We start from the raw sequence: 16,748 nt of genomic DNA, 5'->3' as shown, positions 1-16,748 counted from the left end.
CCCGACGGAGTGTCGGAGACCCCGGGTACCCTGGAGTCGATGACTACCGCAACGCTTCCCCCCGCCTCCGACGCCGACCTGGCCGTTCTGCAGTCGCAGCTCGGCCGTGTACCGCGCGGCGTCGTGGGGATCGCCGCGCGCTGCGTGTGCGGCAATCCGACCGTGGTGGCGACCTCGCCGCGTCTCGACGACGGCAGCCCGTTCCCCACGTTCTACTACCTCACCCACCCCGCCGCGACGGCGGCGATGTCGGTGCTCGAGGCGGGGCACGTCATGAAGGAGTTCTCCGACGAGCTCGCCGAAGACGAAGAGCTGCAGCAGCAGTACCGCGCGGCCCACGAGGCGTACCTCCGCGACCGCGCAGCGTACGGCGAGCCCGAAGAGATCGCCGGCATCTCGGCCGGAGGCATGCCCACGCGCGTGAAGTGTTTGCACGCCCTGGCGGGGCACGCGCTCGCGGCCGGCCCCGGCGTCAATCCGATCGGCGACCGCGCCCTCGCGCGCGGCACCTGGTCGCCCGAGCGGTGCCAGTGCGAAAGCCCCGGGACCGGCGGATGAAGCGCGTCGTCGCCGTCGTGGCATCCGTTCTTCTCGTGACGGTGCTGAGCGGCGCGACGACCATGCCCGCGGCGGCCGTGTCGGTCCCGGCGTCGGTCAGTCCGCAGGCGCCCGCCAATCCTGTGCCCGAGGATCCGACCGACTCGGTCCGCGCGGGCGAGTACTGGCTCGACCAGTACGGCGTCCGAGAGGCATGGAAGACGACGCGCGGCGCGGGGCAGAAGATCGCCGTCATCGACACCGGGATCGGGCGCGGTCCCGCCGAGTTCAACGGAGCCGTCGCGGGTGGCACCGACGTCTCGGGCGTGGGGGCCGCCGACGGACGCACCCCCGTCGGTGCCGTCGACGCGAACCACGGCAGCTGGGTGGCCTCTCTCGCCGCGGCACGCGGCACCGGTAACGGTCGCGGCATGATCGGCGTGGCGCCCGAAGCCGAGCTGCTGTCCATCTCGGTCGGCTTCGGGGCTGCGAGCACCAAGCCCTTCACCGACCAGATCGCGGACGCCATCCGCTGGGCGGTCGACAACGGTGCGACGGTCATCAACATGTCGTTGACGACCAACACCCTCGACTGGGACACCAGCTGGGACACCGCTTTCGAGTACGCCTTCGACCACGACGTCGTGATCGTGGTCGCCGCGGGCAACAGGGGGAGCGGCACCGACCGCGTGGGCGCCCCCGCCACCATTCCGGGGGTGCTCGCCGTGGGAGGCGTCGACCCGACCGGCGCGGCGAGCAACGACGCGTCGACGCAGGGCATCACCATCGGGCTCTCCGCCCCGAGCGAGCGACTCATCGGCGTCTCGGCCGACGGCACCCTGGTGCAGTGGAACGGAACGAGTGGCGCCGCCCCGATCGTCGCCGGCATCGCCGCTCTCGTCCGCGCCGCGCATCCGGGAATGGATGCCGACAACGTCCTCAACCGCCTGATCCAGACGGCGAAGCCGGCCGCGGGCGCTTCCGCGCGACCCGACAAGCTCTACGGGTACGGTCTGGTGGATGCCGCGGCCGCCGTGTCGGCGCGGGTCGAGACCGTGTCGGAGAACCCGCTGGGGAGCCTCGAGGAATGGATCCGGCTGTACCGCCGGGCGGACGCGCAGCCGTCGCCCGAGCCGACCTCGACCCCGGTCGTCATCCCCCCGCTGCCGCCGATCGAAGCCGCGCCGGCGGCGAGCTCGCCCCTGCTGCCGTCTCGCGATAGCGTTCTGTATGGATCGCTGCCGCTCGGTGCCGCCACACTGGCCGCTATAATGATTGCGCTCGGTGTCACTGCTGCTGCCCGGCGAATCCGACAGGCGCGCGTCTCCCGCGAGCCGAGCCGCACCACAAACGAGGAGTCCCTCACATCGTGACCACTACCGTGCCCAGAATCCTCATCGTCGGTGGGGGCTATGCAGGTTTCTACACCGCCTGGAAGCTCGAGAAGCTCCTCGGCCGTAACGAAGCCGACGTCACGCTCGTCGACCCGCTGCCGTACATGACGTATCAGCCCTTCCTCCCCGAGGTCGCTGCGGGCGAGATCGAGCCGCGCCACGTCGTGGTGGGCCTTCGTCGCCACCTCAAGCGCACGACGGTCATCGCGGGCAAGATCACGGGCATCTCTCACGCGACCAAGACCGCGACGATCACGCCGATCGCCGGTGACGAGACCTTCGAGCAGAGCTACGACCACATCGTCGTGACCGCCGGTGCCGTCTCGCGCACCTTCCCGATCCCCGGCATCGCCGACAACGCGATCGGACTCAAGACGATCGAAGAGGCCGTCGCCATCCGCGACCGCCTCACGTCGAACTTCGACAAGGCGTCGGTGCTGCCGGCCGGCCCCGAGCGCGACCGTCTGCTGACCGTCGTGGTCGTCGGCGGCGGATTCGCCGGTATCGAGGTCTTCGCCGAGCTCCGTGCCTACGCGTCGTCGCTACTGAAGCAGTACCCGACCCTGTCGTTCGACGACACGCACTTCCACCTCATCGAGGCCATGGGGCGCATCATGCCCGAGGTCTCGCAGAAGACGAGCGAGTGGGTTCTCGCCGACCTCGCGAAGAAGGGTGCCTTCGTGCACCTCGACACGCAGGTCAAGGGTGCCGTCGACGGCATCGTCGAGCTCTCCACCGGTGAGAACCTCCCGACCGACCTGATCATCTGGACGGCCGGAGTCATGGCCAACCCCACGGTCGTCCGTGGCAGCGACCTCCCCGTCGAAGAGCGCGGTCGCATCCGCACCCGCCCCGACCTGCGCGTCGGAACCGACGACGAAATCGTCGAGGGTGCCTGGGCGGCCGGCGACGTTTCAGCGGTTCCCGACCTCTCGGGTGGCGGTGTCGGCGGTTTCTGCGTCCCCAACGCGCAGCACGCGGTGCGCCAGGGCAAGCTCATGGCCAAGAACCTCGTGGCTGTCCTTCGCGGCGAAGAGCCCAAGGAGTACAACCACAAGAACCTCGGTGCCGTCGCCGGCCTGGGCCTGTACAACGGTGCGTTCCAGTCGGGCAACATTGCTCTGACCGGTCTCATCGCGTGGTTCGCCCACCGTGGGTACCACGGCCTGGCCATGCCCACGTGGGAGCGCAAGTTCCGTGTGGTCGGCGACTGGATGCAGAACTTCTTCCACGGCCGCGAGGTCGTCAACCTCGAGGCCGTTCAGAAGCCCCGTGCCGCGTTCGAGGAGTTCGCCGCGCGTCCGCGTCCGGCAGCTCCCGCCGCCGAGGCCCCCGCGGCTCCGGCCGAGAAGAAGGCCGAGCCCGTCGCGGCCAAGTAAGCCCTCGTTCGAGACCCCCGCGCCCCTGGGTGCGGGGGTCTCGTCGTTTCCGGATGCCGCGGGGCCACTTTCGCCGCCCCGTCACGGGTGAGGCATTCCGCGCCGGGTTGCGGCGTCCGGGGTCCGCGTGTCGGGGTGGCTGTGCCGCGCGTGCGTGATCGGGGCGGTGCGGCGTCTCGTCGTGGCCCCGGGGCCACCTACGACGCCCCGAGGCCACTTTCGCCGCCCCATAACGGGTGCGGCACCCCGCGCGACCGGCGCGCGACCGCCCCGCGATACGGTGGAGGCTCGGGCCCCCGTAGCCCAATGGCAGAGGCAGGCGACTTAAAATCGCTTCAGTGTGGGTTCGAGTCCCACCGGGGGTACCAGTGCTCCGTCTCGTGGACATCCCCTGGGAGTCCCCGGCCGCTGCCCGTAACGCTGTGCGGCCCGCGGTTACACTGAAGGGCAATCTCTCGAACGGAGTGTGGGGACTTATGTGGGAGTGGCTCGTACCGGTCATCGTGATCGTCGGCATCCTGATCATCGCCGGCATCTACCTGTGGGCCACCTATAACGCCCTCGTCGCGCTGAACGTGCGTGTCGACGAGGCGTGGAGTGACATCACGGTCCAGCTCAAGCGACGCGCCGACCTGCTGCCCAACCTCATCGAGACGGTGAAGGGGTACGCGGCTCACGAGAAGGCCGTGTTCGAGAACGTCACGCGCGCCCGCGCCGAGACGCTCTCGGCGCAGAGCCCTGCCGAGGCCGGTGTCGCCGAGGGCCACATGCAGCAGGCGCTGAAGTCGCTGTTCGCGGTCGCCGAGGCGTACCCGCAGCTCCAGGCCAGCCAGAACTTCCTGCAGCTTCAGCACTCGATCGTCGACACCGAAGACAAGATCCAGGCGTCGCGCCGGTTCTACAACGGCGGAGTGCGCGAGCTGAACACCAAGATCAAGGTGTTCCCCAACAACCTCTTCGCCCGTCAGCTCGGCTTCCACGAGCGGGAGTTCTTCGAGGTCATCGACGGCGCCGCGATCGCCGAACCGCCCCGCGTGCAGTTCTGACGAATCGCGCCCCCTCCGCTTCGGCAGAAGGGGCGCGTTTCAGTTCGCGCGACCATCGGGGTGGTCATGCCGCTCGGCGCGCAGGGCCCCGGCCAGGTCATCGGTGGCATCACCCCACCGCGACACGGTGACGCGGTCCAGGCCCTGCCAGCGCGCTGCCGTGAGCAGCTCGGCGGCGACACGGTCGGCGGCATCCGGCGCAGCACCCTGCTCCCACCACGCGGACTGGACGCGCAGGGCGCCCGACGCGCGATCGGCCTTGAGGTCCACCCGGCCGACCACGTCGTCTCCGACGAGGACGGGCAGCGAGTAGTACCCGAACCGGCGCTGGGGGGCCGGTGTGTAGATCTCGATGCGGTAGTCGAAGTCGAACAGGCGCTCGGCGCGATCGCGGAACCACACGACCGGGTCGAACGGGGTGAGGATCGCCGCGGCATCCACTCTGCGGGGGCGCGCGGCGTCGCGGTGCAGCCACGCTTTGGCGGGGCGGCCGGCGATCGCCCAGCCCTCGACCTCGACGGGGATCAGCTCTCCGTCCTCGACGAGATCGTGGATCGCCGCCATCACCGCGGGACGATCGCGGACGCGCCAGTAATCGGCCAGGTCGGCGGCCGTCGCGACGCCGTAGGCCACAGCGGCGCGGCGCACCAGCTCGGCGATCGCCTCGGGACGGGGGACGGCGGTCTGCAGGGCCTCGGAGGGCAGGACGTCGGATGCCAGGGCGTAGCGCCGCTCGAAGCCGCGCCGCCCCGCGATGGCCACCTCTCCGAACAGCCACAGGCGTTCCAGGCCGTTCTTGACGTCGTCCCAGCCCCACCACGACCCACGCGACCCGCTGCGCGCATCGTGGTCGATCTCGGCCGGGCGCAGGGGGCCGCGGTCGGCGAGCTCGTCGCGGAGCCACTGCAGGAGGGGCTGATTGGCCTCGGCCCAGGCATCGTGCCCGTACTTCGCCCGCAGATCGTCGCGGCGGAACTGCAGCAGCGGCCAGTCGTCGACCGACACCAGCGAGGCGACGTGCGCCCACGACTCCACCCACGACGGACGCCGGGCGAAGGCCAGCTTGTCGAGCAGGGCCGTGTCGTAGGCGCCGAGGCGCGCGAACAGCGGCATGTAGTGCGAGCGCGAGAAGACGTTGACGGAGTCGATCTGGAGGATGCGCATGCGGTGCAGAGCGCTGGTGATCTGCCGGGTGCCGACGGTGCCGGGCCGGGGGCGGGCGAAGCCCTGGGCGGCCAAGGCGATGCGGCGGGCGTCGGCGCGACGAAGCGTCGTGGTCATGTCTGTCACCGTATCGGCCACCTCCGACATGCTCGGCGGTGCATGTCGGAGGGCGGCGGTAGGCTGACGGGATGAGCGGCACTGATCCCGAACCTCGCGGATCGTTCCTCGACGCCCTCAAGCGGCGCACGGTCTCGAGCGACCTGCAACCGCCGGTGCCCCCGGCGCTGCGACAGGCCACGGCCTACGCCTGGCGCCTGCTCGTGATCGCGGCCGCCCTGGCCGTCGTGGTGTTCGTGGTCATCCAGCTGAAGCTGCTGGTCGTGCCGCTGCTCATCGCGATCCTCGTCACTGCGCTGGTGTGGCCGGCCTTCTCGTTCCTGCAGCGCCACCGGTGGCCGAAGTGGCTGGCCATCGTCGTCACGGTCCTCGGTACCATCGCCGTCATCTCGGGGCTGGTCTGGCTGGCCGTCTGGCAGATCACGCGCGAGTTCGGTTCGGTCCGTCAGCGCACCGTCGACGCCGTCTCGCAGTTCCGCCAGTACCTCATCGACGGTCCGCTCCACCTGAGCGCTCAGCAGATCGACGACGGGCTCCGGCAGGCGGGTACCTTCCTGCAGCAGCAGGCGGAGGTGCTCTGGACCGGTGCGCTGGCGATCGGCACCACGATCGGTCACGTCGGAACCGGCGTGCTGCTGACGCTGTTCATCCTGCTCTGCCTGCTCGCCGACGGCGGCGGCATCTGGCGTTGGACGACCCGGTTGTTCCCCCGCGTCGCGCGTCCCGCCGTCGACGGAGCCGGTCGCGCGGGGTGGCGCACCGTGAAGAGCTACGCGCGCACGCAGCTGCTCGTCGCCACGATCGACGCGATCGGCATCGGCCTGGGCGCCTTCCTGCTGGGCGTGCCGCTGTCGATCCCCATCGCCGTCCTGGTGTTCCTCGGCGCGTTCATCCCCTTCGTCGGCGCCGTCGCCACGGGAGCCCTCGCCGTCTTCATCGCGCTGGTCTACAACGGTCCACTCATCGCCCTGTTCATGCTCATCGTCGTGTTGGCCGTGCAGCAGATCGAGAGCCACATCCTGCAGCCGATCCTCATGGGCTCCGCCGTGAAGGTGCACCCCCTCGCGGTCGTGCTCGTGGTGGCGGGCGGCGCGATGGTCGGCGGCATCGCCGGAGCGCTCTTCGCGGTACCGCTCGCCGCATTCGTGAACGTCGTCGCCGTCTATCTGAGCACCAAGGCGTGGAAGCGCGACGGTGAGGTTTTGGCATCCCCGGATCTGATCTGGCGGACCGTCCCGCGCGAGCGCGGAAGGAGATCATGAACGACACTCCCACCCTGGCCGAGTTCGAAGATGCCGCGCAGAACCTGCGCGGCATCATCACGCGAACCCCGCTCGATGAGTCGCTGCATCTGACCGAGCTCCTCGGCGTGCCGGTGAGCCTCAAGCTCGAGAACCTCCAGCGCACCGGTTCGTTCAAGATCCGCGGCGCGACCTACCGCCTCTCGCGTCTCACGGCCGAGGAGCGCGCGCGCGGCGTCGTCGCGGCATCCGCGGGCAATCACGCTCAGGGCGTGGCCCTGGCCGCGCAGCAGCTCGGCATCGCGGCGACGATCTTCATGCCGTTGGGCGTGCCCGTGCCCAAGCTCCTCGCCACGCGAGGGTACGGCGCCGAGGTGATCCTCGAGGGTGCGACCGTCGAGACGCCGCTCCGCCTGGCCGCTGAGTTCGCCGAGCGCACGGGGGCCGTGCTGATCCATCCCTTCGACCACCGCGACATCGTCGTGGGTCAAGGGACGCTGGGCCTCGAGCTCGTCGAGGACATGCCCGACCTCGAGACGGTGATCGTCGGGATCGGCGGGGGAGGGCTCGCCGCGGGCGTCGCCGCCGCGGTGAAGGCCCGGGCGGCCGCCGAGGGGCGCGAGGTCCGCATCATCGGCGTGCAGGCGCACAACTCCGCCGCCTACCCCTCGTCGCTCGCCGCGGGATACCCCATGCAGGTCGAGACGACGCCGACGATCGCCGACGGCATCGCCGTCGCCCGTCCCGGTGACCTGCCCTTCGAACTGATCCGCCAATACGTCGACGAGGTCGTCACCGTGACCGAGGACGACATCGCTCGAGCGCTCCTCGTCCTCCTCGAGCGCGCCAAGCAGGTCGTCGAACCGGCGGGGGCCGTAGGTGTCGCAGCGATCCTGGCGGGCAAGGTGAAAGCGACCGGCCCGACCGTCACGATCCTCTCGGGGGGCAACATCGACCCCCTCCTGCTGCAACGGGTCGTGGCGCACGGGCTCTCGGCATCCGGTCGCTACATGTCCCTTCGCATTCCGCTGCCCGACCGCCCGGGCCAGCTCGCTCGGGTGTCCGAGCTGCTCGCCGGCGTGGGCGCCAACGTGATCGAGGTGCTGCATACGCGTCACGGTCAGGGACTGCAGATCAGCGAGGTGATCCTCCAGCTGAGCGTCGAGACGCGCGGTGAGGAGCACCGGGCTCTGGTCATCCAGACGCTCGAGGACGCCGGGTTCGTCGCGACCGTCGTCCCCAACTGACCCGAGAGCAGAAACGCCGCGAGCCGCCCCACCCGATGACGGGGGAGCGGCTCGCGGGCGACAGGCGGGTTACTGGCCCGAGTACGTCTCGACCTTGACGACCTCGACCGAGATCTCTTTGCCGTTGGGCGCGGTGTACGAGCCCTTGTCGCCCTCTTTGAGGCCCATGATGGCCGCGCCGAGGGGCGAGGCCTCGCTGTAGACGTCGAGCTCGGAGTTGGCCGCGATCTCGCGGTTGCCGAGGAGGAACTTCTCCTCGCCGCCCGCGACGATCGCGGTCACGACGGTGCCCGACTCGACGACGCCGTGGCTCTCGGGGGCTTCGCCGACCTTGGCGTCCTTGAGCAGCTGCTGCAGGGTACGGATGCGGGCCTCCTGCTTGCCCTGCTCGTCCTTGGCGGCGTGGTAGCCGCCGTTCTCTTTGAGGTCTCCCTCTTCGCGGGCGGCCTCGATGCGCTTGGCGATCTCTTCCCGGCCCGTCGTCGAGAGGTGCTCGAGTTCGTTATGAAGGCGGTCGTAGGCGTCTTGCGTGAGGAACGTCACCTGAGCGTCGTTGGACACGGGTACTCCTTCGTCGAGGCGCTGACGGCGCGCGTGCGGCCGCCGGCGGGGGATATGTCGAACGCCCCGGCATCGAGCCGGGGCGCGTCGTGATCCCGCGAGTTTACGGCACCCAGCAGGCGTTGACAAAACCCGTCGTCGCCAGCGAGAGCGTCGGAATCGTCTCGGAGAAGGCGCGGGATGCGTCGTCGGATGCCGGGTACTGCACGACCCTCCAGCCCACGGTGCCGTGGTCTTCGTCGCGTGCCTCGAGGGCGCAGGCGACCGGCTTGCCGACGGGGGCGGTGATCTGGAAACTCGCCGTGACGGACTTGTCGTCGGTGACGGTGAAGCCGGTGTCGGTGGCCGTGACCGAGGCGGCACTGCTGGCGAACGTCGTGTAGCCGAGATACCCGATGGCTCCGAGCGCGAGCACCGCGACGATCGACCAGCCGACGATGCGCCGTCGGGGCGACCGCGTGCGCCCGTAACGGTCATCGAGCAGGGCTTGCGTCGTCATGGTCTCCCCGGGCTTTAGGCTGGAGTACCAGGCTACGCGCTTCCGCCCGGACCGAAGGACTCCATGCACTCCGTGATCGTCGCTCTCGCGACCACACCCTCCCCGGTCGTCACCCCCGACGAGTCGATCGTGACGCCCGGGCCGCTCGGCTTCGCCGCGATCGCCTTCATCGGCGTCGCGGTCTTCCTCCTCGTGTGGGACATGCTGCGTCGCATCCGCCGTGGTCGGTACCGCGAAGAAGTGAATGCGGAGCTGGATGCCGAGGAGCAGGCGCGCGCCGCCGAGAACGCCAGCGCAGTCGACGACCAGGACATCGACCCGGCCGCTCCCCGCGACTGAGCGGTTGTCGGAGGCCCCGGCATCCGGCATCGCCGTCACCGTGTGACTCGCTGATGATCGTCGCCTCAGACCTTTCCGACGCGACGCATCCTGGCGACTCGCGCGGGATGCGCGGCGCGATCAGCCGCCGTGGTACGCGGGGGCGAGCGAGATCAGCAGGCACGCCGTCCAGTGGCAGAGGAACGCCAGCACGGTGCACACGTGGAAGATCTCGTGGAACCCGAAGTGCCCCGGCCACGGGTTGGGCTTCTTGAGGGCGTAGACGATCGCGCCGGCCGTGTAGAGCAGTCCGCCGACGACGACCAGCACCATCATCGCGACGTTCGCCGCGAGCAGGTCGCCCAGGTACATCACGGCGGCCCAGCCGAGCGCGAGGTACAGCGCGACGTAGAGCCAGCGCGGAGCGTTGATCCAGAAGACCCGGAACAGGATGCCGAGGATCGCCCCACCCCACACGATCGACAGCAGCAGCGTGGTCTTGGGGGTCGGCAGGGCCAGGACGGCCAGGGGCGTGTACGTGCCGGCGATCAGCAGGAAGATGTTGGCGTGGTCGATGCGCTTGAGCACGGCCAGCGTCTTCGGCTTCCAGTGGAAGCGGTGGTAGAGCGCGGAGTTGCCGAACAGCAGCATCGACGTCACCATGAACACCGCCGCCGCCCACTTGGCGGGCGTGCCCTGGGCGAGGGTGATCAGGACGATGCCGGCGACGATCGCGACGGGGAACGTGCCCGCGTGGATCCAGCCGCGCCAGGTGGGCTTGAGATCGGCCTGCGCGCCCAGAGCGCCCGCCTCCAAGAGGGGGAGCTGGGGCAGGTCGGGGCCGTCTGCGGGGGTCGAGCTCGTCACGCTTCGACCCTACGTCGGCCCCCATGCTCCGGGTGGTACATGGGCGATCCGCTCACCGTTCCCCCAGGAAGCGTCACCCGTTTCAGACCCGTGACGTCGCCCGTGACGCGGTAGCGTAGGCGGGTGGCGCGTATGCGGAAGAACGAGGGGCGAGGCCCCCTCTACCGTCTCTACATCTCGCGCCTTCGCCGTCGCATGCCGGCCACCGTGCCGCACCACGTCGCGATGATGATCGACGGCAACCGTCGGTGGGCGCGACAGCTCGGCTACGACAGCGCCGCACACGGTCACCGCGCGGGGGCGGCCAAGATGCACGAGTTTCTCCGCTGGTGCGACGACCTCGGCATCGAGGTGGTGTCGCTGTACCTGCTCTCGAACGACAACCTCGTCAAGCGCGACAGTCAGGAGCTGCAGGACCTGCTCGAGATCATCGCCGAGCTGGCCGCGGAGCTCTCGCACGAGCCAAACTGGCGGGTCAAGCACGTGGGCCGCGCCGAGGGCCTGCCGACGGAGCTCGCCGAGGTGTTGCACGAGGTCACCGAGCGCACGCGGGGGCACAAGGGTCTGCACGTCAATCTCGCCGTCGGGTACGGCGGTCGGAGCGAGATCGTGGATGCCGTGCGCTCGATCATCGCCAAGCACGATCAGTCGGGTGGATCCCTCGAAGAGCTCGCCGCGAGTCTCACCCCGGAGCAGATCGGCGAGCACCTGTACACGGGCGGCCAGGCCGATCCCGACCTCGTCATCCGCACCTCGGGCGAGCAGCGGCTCAGCGACTTCCTGCTCTGGCAGTCCGCGCACTCGGAGTTCTACTTCGTCGAGGCCCTCGGTCCCGACCTGCGCGAGGTGGACTTCCTGCGCGCGATCCGCGACTTCGCGGCGCGCGACCGACGCTTCGGGCAGTAACACTTGCCCCGCGCGGCGGCGCCGGCGCACGGCATCCGGTGAACTACTTCGCGGCCGCGAGCCGCGCGAACGCGCTGTTCACGAACTCGTCATATTCGCGGCGTGTTAACGACCCTCGAGGGTGTCGCGGAGTCGTACGGTGATCACATCGGACACGGAGTCCGGTCGAGTCGACCTTCGGATCGCGACTCGTGACCCACAGGTCGACTCGTGACAACCGGGTGATTCACCCGGGTCGGGAGTGGGTTGTGACTGCACGAGCACCGTACGACCAGCGTCACGTCGTCGAGAGCACCGAGTCCGAAGCGGGAGTCGACCAGGCTCTTCGCACGTACGTCCTGGACACCTCCGTCCTGCTGAGCGATCCGCGAGCGTTCTTCCGCTTCGCCGAGAACTCCGTCGTGATCCCCGTCGTGGTGATCACCGAGCTGGAAGGGAAGCGTCACGACCCCGAGATCGGGTATTTCGCCCGCCAGGCCCTGCGTCACCTCGACGAACTCCGCATCGAGCACGGCCGCCTGGACTTCCCCGTCCCGGTCGGGACCGACGGCACGCTCCGCGTCGAGCTGAACAACACCGACCAGCAGGTGCTGCCCTCGGGGATGCGCACCGGCGGCAACGACAGCCGGATCCTCGCCGTCGCGATGAACCTCGCGCAGGACGGCGCCGAGGTCACCGTGGTGTCGAAGGACCTCCCGATGCGCGTGAAGGCGGCATCCCTCGGTCTGAGCACCGAGGAGTACCTCGCCGAGCAGGCGATGGACTCCGGGTGGACCGGGATCGCCTCGATCGACCTCTCGGGCGATGAGATCTCCGACCTCTACGAGACCGAAGTGGGCGTCAGCGAAACGGTGAAGGGGCTGCCGATCAACACCGGCCTCGTCATCCACTCCGAGCGCGGATCGGCGCTCGGCCGGGTGACCGGCAAGGGGGAGTACCGCCTGGTGCGCGGTGACCGCGACGCGTTCGGGTTGCACGGGCGCTCGGCCGAGCAGCGCATCGCGCTCGACCTGCTCCTCGACCCTGAGGTGGGGATCGTCTCGCTCGGCGGCCGGGCCGGCACCGGGAAGTCGGCGCTGGCGCTGTGCGCGGCGTTGGAGGCCGTGCTCGAACGTCAGCAGCAGAAGAAGATCATCGTCTTCCGCCCCCTCTTCGCCGTCGGCGGCCAGGAGCTCGGCTACCTCCCGGGCGACCAGGCCGAGAAGATGGGCCCCTGGGGGCAGGCGGTCTTCGACACGCTGGGTTCGGTCGTCTCGGGCAACGTGCTCGAAGAGGTGCTCGCTCGGGGTCTGCTCGAGGTGCTCCCGCTCACGCACATCCGCGGCCGGTCGCTGCACGACGCGTTCGTGATCGTCGACGAGGCGCAGTCGCTCGAGCGCAACGTGCTGCTCACCGTGCTGAGCCGCATCGGCCAGAACTCCCGCGTGGTGCTGACGCACGACGTGGGTCAGCGTGACAACCTGCGCGTCGGTCGGCACGACGGCGTCGCCTCGGTGATCGAGACGCTCAAGGGCCACGGTCTGTTCGGTCACGTCACCCTCACGCGGTCCGAGCGTTCGGCCATCGCCGCGCTCGTGACGGAGCTGCTGGAGGCCGGCGAGCTCTCGTAACGGTGAAGAGAGAGGGGCCGGGATGCCGTGGCATCCCGGCCCCTCTTCGTCTGTGCCGGAGTGGCTGAGGCGCGCCTCGACCGGGGTGACCGGCGCCGGACGAGGCCGCGACGGAAGATGAGAGGGTTCTCATTCGCGGCTCGCCGGGTTCTCACAATGGCCCGTCAGAGTAGAGCCATCGACGAGGGAAACCTCGTCACCCGCCTCGGCGGTTCCCCCAGGAAAAACACGAGAACGTCACGTGCAGGTCACCGCTCTTCGGGTGAGTCGGAAGACCACCGTGGGCGTCTCCCCAAACCCCCGGTTCCCCCGCCGGGGGTTTTCGGGTTTTCTGCGTCATTCCCAGCGATAGCCCGCGCCGCGCACGGTGACGATATGGGATTGGCCGATCTTGGCCCGCAGATATCGCACGTAGACATCGACCACGTTGGACGACGGGTCGAAGTCCATCCCCCACACGCGGCTGAGCAGCTGCTCGCGGCTGAGGACCTGACCCGCGTGGCGGATGAACTCCTCGGCCAGCGAGAACTCGCGCGCGCTCAGGTCGATCTCGCGACTGCCGACCGTCGCCCGCCGCGCGAGGACATCGAGCGAGACGTCTCCGTGCGAGACCGTCATCGGCCCCACGGTCATCGGTTCGCGCATGCGTGACCGCACACGGGCGAGAAGCTCGTCGAACTTGAAGGGCTTGGCGACGTAGTCGTTGGCCCCGGCGTCGAGCCCGTCGACGGTGTCTCTCGTACTCGTGCGGGCGGTGAGCATGATGACCGGGATCTGCGACCCCTGGCCGCGAATGCTCCGCAGCACCTCGAAACCGTCGAGCGTCGGCAGCCCGACGTCGAGCAGGACGAGGTCGACGTCGCCCGACAGTGCGGTGTCGAGGGCCTCCGCCCCGTCGGCGACGATGAGGGTCTGATAGCCCGCGGACTCCAGTCCCTTCGCGACGAACGCCGAGATGCGTTCCTCGTCTTCCGCGATGAGGATGCGAGTCATCCGGTGGCCTCTCTCTGCATGACGACGTCACCGGCGCGCACGGGCGTCGGGAGCTCCGCGGGGGACTGGGCCCCGGTCACGGGGATGTGCAGGGCCACGGTCGCGCCACCGCCGGGGGTGTCGCCGACGGTGCAGTGTCCGTCGTGCGCCTTGGCGATGGCATCCACGATCGACAGTCCCAGCCCCGATCCGTCCACTCCGCGCCCGGTCGAGAGCCGGTCGAAGCGGCGGAAGACGCGATGACGCGCGGCGGGCGGGATGCCGGGGCCGTGGTCGCGCACCCAGAGGTGCGCCGTCGTGTCGTCGGCCGTGCTGCCGATCTCGATCGAGGTGCCCTCGGGGGTGTACTTCGCGGCGTTGTCGGCCAGCTGGAGCCACGCCTGCACGAGGCGGTCCGCGTCGCCGTGGATACGGACGCGAGCCCGCTGGTCGATCGTCCACGTGTGGCCGGGGATGGCGCCGGCGAGTTCGGCGACGCGGTCGGTCAGCGCCCCGACGTCGATGACCGCGGCCTCGAGCGCCCCGCTCTCGACGTCGGCCAGGGTGTCGATGTCGTCGACCAGTCGCGAGAGCCGGTCGAGTTCGGCGATGCCGAGCTCACGCGTCTCGGTGACGTCGTGGGGGTCGGCGGGATTCATCATCTCGAGGTGGCCGCGGACGATTGTGATGGGGGTCTTCAACTCGTGCCGGACGTCGTCGAGCAACTGCCGCTGCGCGTCGACCGACATCGCCAGGCGATCGAGCATCGAGTTCACCGAGGTGGTGAGGTCGGAGATCTCGTCGTTCCCGTGCGCGCGCAGGCGCGTGCCCAGGTCGTCGATCGTGATGGCGTCGGTGGTGTCGCGCAGACGACGGAGCGGCGAGAACAGGCGCCCCGTCACGAACCAGCCCGCCACCCCGACGAGCAGCAGCACCACGAGCGCCGAGATCCCGTAGGTGACGGTCGAGAGCGTGACGAGCTCCATGCGCTGATCGATCGAGATGACCTGCACGACGACTCCGCCGCGCGTCTCGACGGCCGCGTACAGGACGGGGCCGTGATCGCTGTCGAGGCGGCCCCGGTCGTTGCCGAGGCTGATCTGATCGGCGAGGGATGCCACGAGCCCCGCGTCGTCGCCGACGGAGAGTCCCGGCGGGGCCGGCGTCGTCGCGAGCACGCGGGTGCCGTCGAGCGCCACCGTGCCATCGGTGCGGCCGGGGATGGTCGCGGCGACGAGGGCGGCGGCATCCTGGCTGCTCGTCGACAGCGTCGAATCGAAACCGTCGAGCTGGCGCTCGGCATTGGCCACGACACGTTCGCTCTGCACGAGGAACGTGACGCCGCCCGCGATGATCATCCCGAGCAGCACGACGCCGAGGATCGCGCCGAGGAAACGCACGCGCGTCGAGACGGGTCTCGGCGTGCGGCTCATCCTCTGATTATGGCGCGCCTCGGCGTCGTGGATGTGCGGGTGCGGTCGATCAGCCCGGGTGGGTCATCGACAGCAGGTCGAGCTTGGCATCGAGCACCTCTTCGGTGATCTCTCCGCGTTCGACGTAGCCGAGGTCGATGACCGCCTCGCGCACCGTGATGCCCTTGGCGACGGAGTGCTTCGCGATCTTGGCCGCGGCCTCGTAACCGATGACCTTGTTGAGCGGCGTGACGATCGAGGGCGACATGCCGGCGAACGCCTCGGCGCGCGCGACGTTGGCCTCGAGGCCGTCGACGGTCTTGTCGGCCAGCACCCGCATCGCGTTGGAGAGCAGGCGGATCGACTCCAGCAGAGCGGTGCCCATCACGGGGATCGCGACGTTGAGCTCGAACGAGCCCGAGGCGCCGGCCCAGGCGACGGTGGCGTCGTTGCCGATCACGCGGGCGCACACCATGAGCGTGGCCTCGGGCACGACCGGATTGACCTTGCCGGGCATGATCGAGGAGCCGGGCTGCAGGTCGGGGATGTGCAGCTCGCCGAGGCCGGTGTTGGGGCCCGATCCCATCCAGCGGATGTCGTTGTTGATCTTGGTGAGCGAGACCGCGATGGTGCGGAGGGCTCCGGATGCCTCGACGAGGCCGTCGCGGTTGGCCTGCGCCTCGAAGTGGTCCTTCGCCTCGGTGATGGGCAGCTGGGTCTCGGCCGCGAGCAGCTCGATGACCTTCTGCGGGAAGCCGAGGGGGGTGTTGATGCCGGTGCCGACGGCCGTGCCGCCGAGGGGCACCTCGCCGACGCGGGGGAGGACGGCCTCGACGCGCTCGATGCCGAGGCGCATCTGGCGCGCGTAGCCGCCGAACTCCTGACCGAGGGTGACGGGGGTGGCGTCCATGAGGTGGGTGCGGCCCGACTTCACGATGCCCTTCCAGGCGTCGGCCTTGGTCTCGAGCGCCGTCGCGAGGTGCTGGAGCGCCGGGATGAGGTCGGTGATGAGGGCCTGGGTGACCGCGATGTGCACCGAGGTGGGGAAGACGTCGTTTGAGGACTGCGACGCGTTGACGTGGTCGTTGGGGTGAACCGTGTCGCCGAGGATGCGGGTCGCGAGGGTCGCGAGCACCTCGTTCATGTTCATGTTCGACGAGGTGCCGCTGCCGGTCTGGTAGGTGTCGACCGGGAAGTGCGCATCGTGCGCGCCCGTGACGACCTCGTCGGCGGCCTGGGCGATGGCATCCGCGATGCCCCCGTCGAGGGTGCCGAGCTCTTTGTTGGCGAGGGCGGCGGCCTTCTTGATGCGCGCGAGCGCCGCGATCTGCGTCGACTCGAGGCCCGAGCCCGAGATGGGGAAGTTCTCGACGGCGCGCTGCGTCTGCGCGGCGTAGAGGGCGTCCTTGGGGACCCGCACCTCACCCATGGTGTCGTGTTCGATGCGGTACTCGATGTCGGTCACGTCGTCGTTCCTC

The 16,748-nt window shown here is 69.6% G+C and carries 16 protein-coding genes and 1 tRNA gene; 10 read left to right on the top strand and 7 right to left on the bottom strand.

Going from position 1 to position 16,748, the window contains the following annotated elements:
• Positions 1-39 precede the first annotated feature (39 nt).
• The 5 genes from BLS25_RS16335 to BLS25_RS16315 all read left to right on the top strand — a co-directional run bounded on the left by BLS25_RS16335 (position 40) and on the right by BLS25_RS16315 (position 4,356).
• Complete coding sequence (locus BLS25_RS16335; RefSeq protein WP_056230150.1) at positions 40-558, top strand: DUF501 domain-containing protein; 519 nt, start codon at positions 40-42, stop codon at positions 556-558.
• Complete coding sequence (locus tag BLS25_RS16330) at positions 555-1,910, top strand: S8 family serine peptidase (RefSeq protein WP_074697079.1); 1,356 nt, start codon at positions 555-557, stop codon at positions 1,908-1,910. The genes BLS25_RS16335 and BLS25_RS16330 overlap by 4 nt, the downstream gene beginning before the upstream one ends.
• Positions 1,907-3,310, top strand: a complete 1,404-nt coding sequence (locus BLS25_RS16325) for an NAD(P)/FAD-dependent oxidoreductase (RefSeq protein WP_235556996.1) — start codon at positions 1,907-1,909, stop codon at positions 3,308-3,310. Before BLS25_RS16330 ends, BLS25_RS16325 begins: the two co-directional genes overlap by 4 nt.
• Positions 3,311-3,602: 292 nt before the next feature.
• Positions 3,603-3,678 (top strand) — tRNA-Leu (locus BLS25_RS16320).
• Between the two features lie 108 nt (positions 3,679-3,786).
• The gene (locus BLS25_RS16315; RefSeq protein WP_056229986.1) at positions 3,787-4,356 is read left to right on the top strand and encodes a LemA family protein; all 570 of its coding nucleotides are present in this window, start codon (positions 3,787-3,789) and stop codon (positions 4,354-4,356) included.
• A 39-nt stretch (positions 4,357-4,395) separates the two neighbouring features.
• Here BLS25_RS16315 and BLS25_RS16310 read toward each other — a convergent pair whose 3' ends face one another.
• A complete protein-coding gene (locus BLS25_RS16310) occupies positions 4,396-5,637 on the bottom strand; it encodes a winged helix-turn-helix domain-containing protein (protein ID WP_056229991.1) in 1,242 nt (413 codons plus the stop codon).
• Positions 5,638-5,708: 71 nt separating this feature from the next.
• Between BLS25_RS16310 and BLS25_RS16305 the strand changes: the two genes are divergently transcribed.
• Together BLS25_RS16305 and ilvA are read left to right on the top strand one after the other, a co-directional pair.
• Positions 5,709-6,899, top strand: a complete 1,191-nt coding sequence (locus BLS25_RS16305) for an AI-2E family transporter (RefSeq protein ID WP_056229994.1) — start codon at positions 5,709-5,711, stop codon at positions 6,897-6,899.
• The gene (gene ilvA, locus BLS25_RS16300) at positions 6,896-8,125 is read left to right on the top strand and encodes a threonine ammonia-lyase (RefSeq protein WP_056229997.1); all 1,230 of its coding nucleotides are present in this window, start codon (positions 6,896-6,898) and stop codon (positions 8,123-8,125) included. Before BLS25_RS16305 ends, ilvA begins: the two co-directional genes overlap by 4 nt.
• 69 nt (positions 8,126-8,194) lie before the next feature.
• Here the strand turns inward: ilvA and greA are convergent, their stop codons facing one another.
• Together greA and BLS25_RS16290 are read right to left on the bottom strand one after the other, a co-directional pair.
• The gene (greA, locus tag BLS25_RS16295) at positions 8,195-8,686 is read right to left on the bottom strand and encodes a transcription elongation factor GreA (protein ID WP_056230000.1); all 492 of its coding nucleotides are present in this window, start codon (positions 8,684-8,686) and stop codon (positions 8,195-8,197) included.
• 103 nt (positions 8,687-8,789) lie between these two features.
• Complete coding sequence (locus tag BLS25_RS16290; protein ID WP_056230004.1) at positions 8,790-9,185, bottom strand: DUF4307 domain-containing protein; 396 nt, start codon at positions 9,183-9,185, stop codon at positions 8,790-8,792.
• A gap of 63 nt (positions 9,186-9,248) precedes the next feature.
• Here BLS25_RS16290 and BLS25_RS16285 point away from each other — a divergent pair, with 63 nt between their 5' ends.
• Positions 9,249-9,524: a hypothetical protein gene (locus BLS25_RS16285; RefSeq protein WP_056230009.1), complete on the top strand. Its 276-nt coding sequence runs from the start codon at positions 9,249-9,251 to the stop codon at positions 9,522-9,524.
• A gap of 120 nt (positions 9,525-9,644) precedes the next feature.
• Here BLS25_RS16285 and trhA read toward each other — a convergent pair whose 3' ends face one another.
• Positions 9,645-10,337 carry a PAQR family membrane homeostasis protein TrhA gene (gene trhA / locus BLS25_RS16280; protein ID WP_176786408.1) on the bottom strand — a complete coding sequence of 231 codons (693 nt, stop codon included), beginning with the start codon at positions 10,335-10,337 and terminating at the stop codon, positions 9,645-9,647.
• A 165-nt stretch (positions 10,338-10,502) separates the two neighbouring features.
• Between trhA and BLS25_RS16275 the strand changes: the two genes are divergently transcribed.
• Together BLS25_RS16275 and BLS25_RS16270 are read left to right on the top strand one after the other, a co-directional pair.
• Positions 10,503-11,276, top strand: coding sequence for an isoprenyl transferase (locus BLS25_RS16275; RefSeq protein ID WP_056230016.1), 774 nt, complete (start codon positions 10,503-10,505; stop codon positions 11,274-11,276).
• A 248-nt stretch (positions 11,277-11,524) separates the two neighbouring features.
• Positions 11,525-12,886 (top strand): PhoH family protein, encoded by a 1,362-nt coding sequence (locus BLS25_RS16270; protein WP_056230019.1) that lies wholly within the window; start codon positions 11,525-11,527, stop codon positions 12,884-12,886.
• A gap of 336 nt (positions 12,887-13,222) precedes the next feature.
• Here the strand turns inward: BLS25_RS16270 and BLS25_RS16265 are convergent, their stop codons facing one another.
• Genes BLS25_RS16265 through BLS25_RS16255 form a run of 3 tightly spaced genes read right to left on the bottom strand, consistent with a single transcriptional unit; the run spans position 13,223 to position 16,735 of the window.
• Positions 13,223-13,879, bottom strand: a complete 657-nt coding sequence (locus BLS25_RS16265; RefSeq protein WP_074697075.1) for a response regulator transcription factor — start codon at positions 13,877-13,879, stop codon at positions 13,223-13,225.
• Complete coding sequence (locus BLS25_RS16260) at positions 13,876-15,291, bottom strand: sensor histidine kinase (protein ID WP_056230026.1); 1,416 nt, start codon at positions 15,289-15,291, stop codon at positions 13,876-13,878. The genes BLS25_RS16265 and BLS25_RS16260 overlap by 4 nt, the downstream gene beginning before the upstream one ends.
• Positions 15,292-15,340: 49 nt before the next feature.
• Positions 15,341-16,735: a class II fumarate hydratase gene (locus BLS25_RS16255; protein WP_074697073.1), complete on the bottom strand. Its 1,395-nt coding sequence runs from the start codon at positions 16,733-16,735 to the stop codon at positions 15,341-15,343.
• Between the last annotated feature and the right edge of the window lie 13 nt (positions 16,736-16,748).

Source organism: Microbacterium testaceum StLB037, assembly GCF_900104345.1.
Taxonomy (GTDB): domain Bacteria; phylum Actinomycetota; class Actinomycetes; order Actinomycetales; family Microbacteriaceae; genus Microbacterium; species Microbacterium testaceum_A.
Note: the sequence above shows the minus strand (reverse complement) of the source record. Positions and strands in the feature narration are given on the sequence as shown.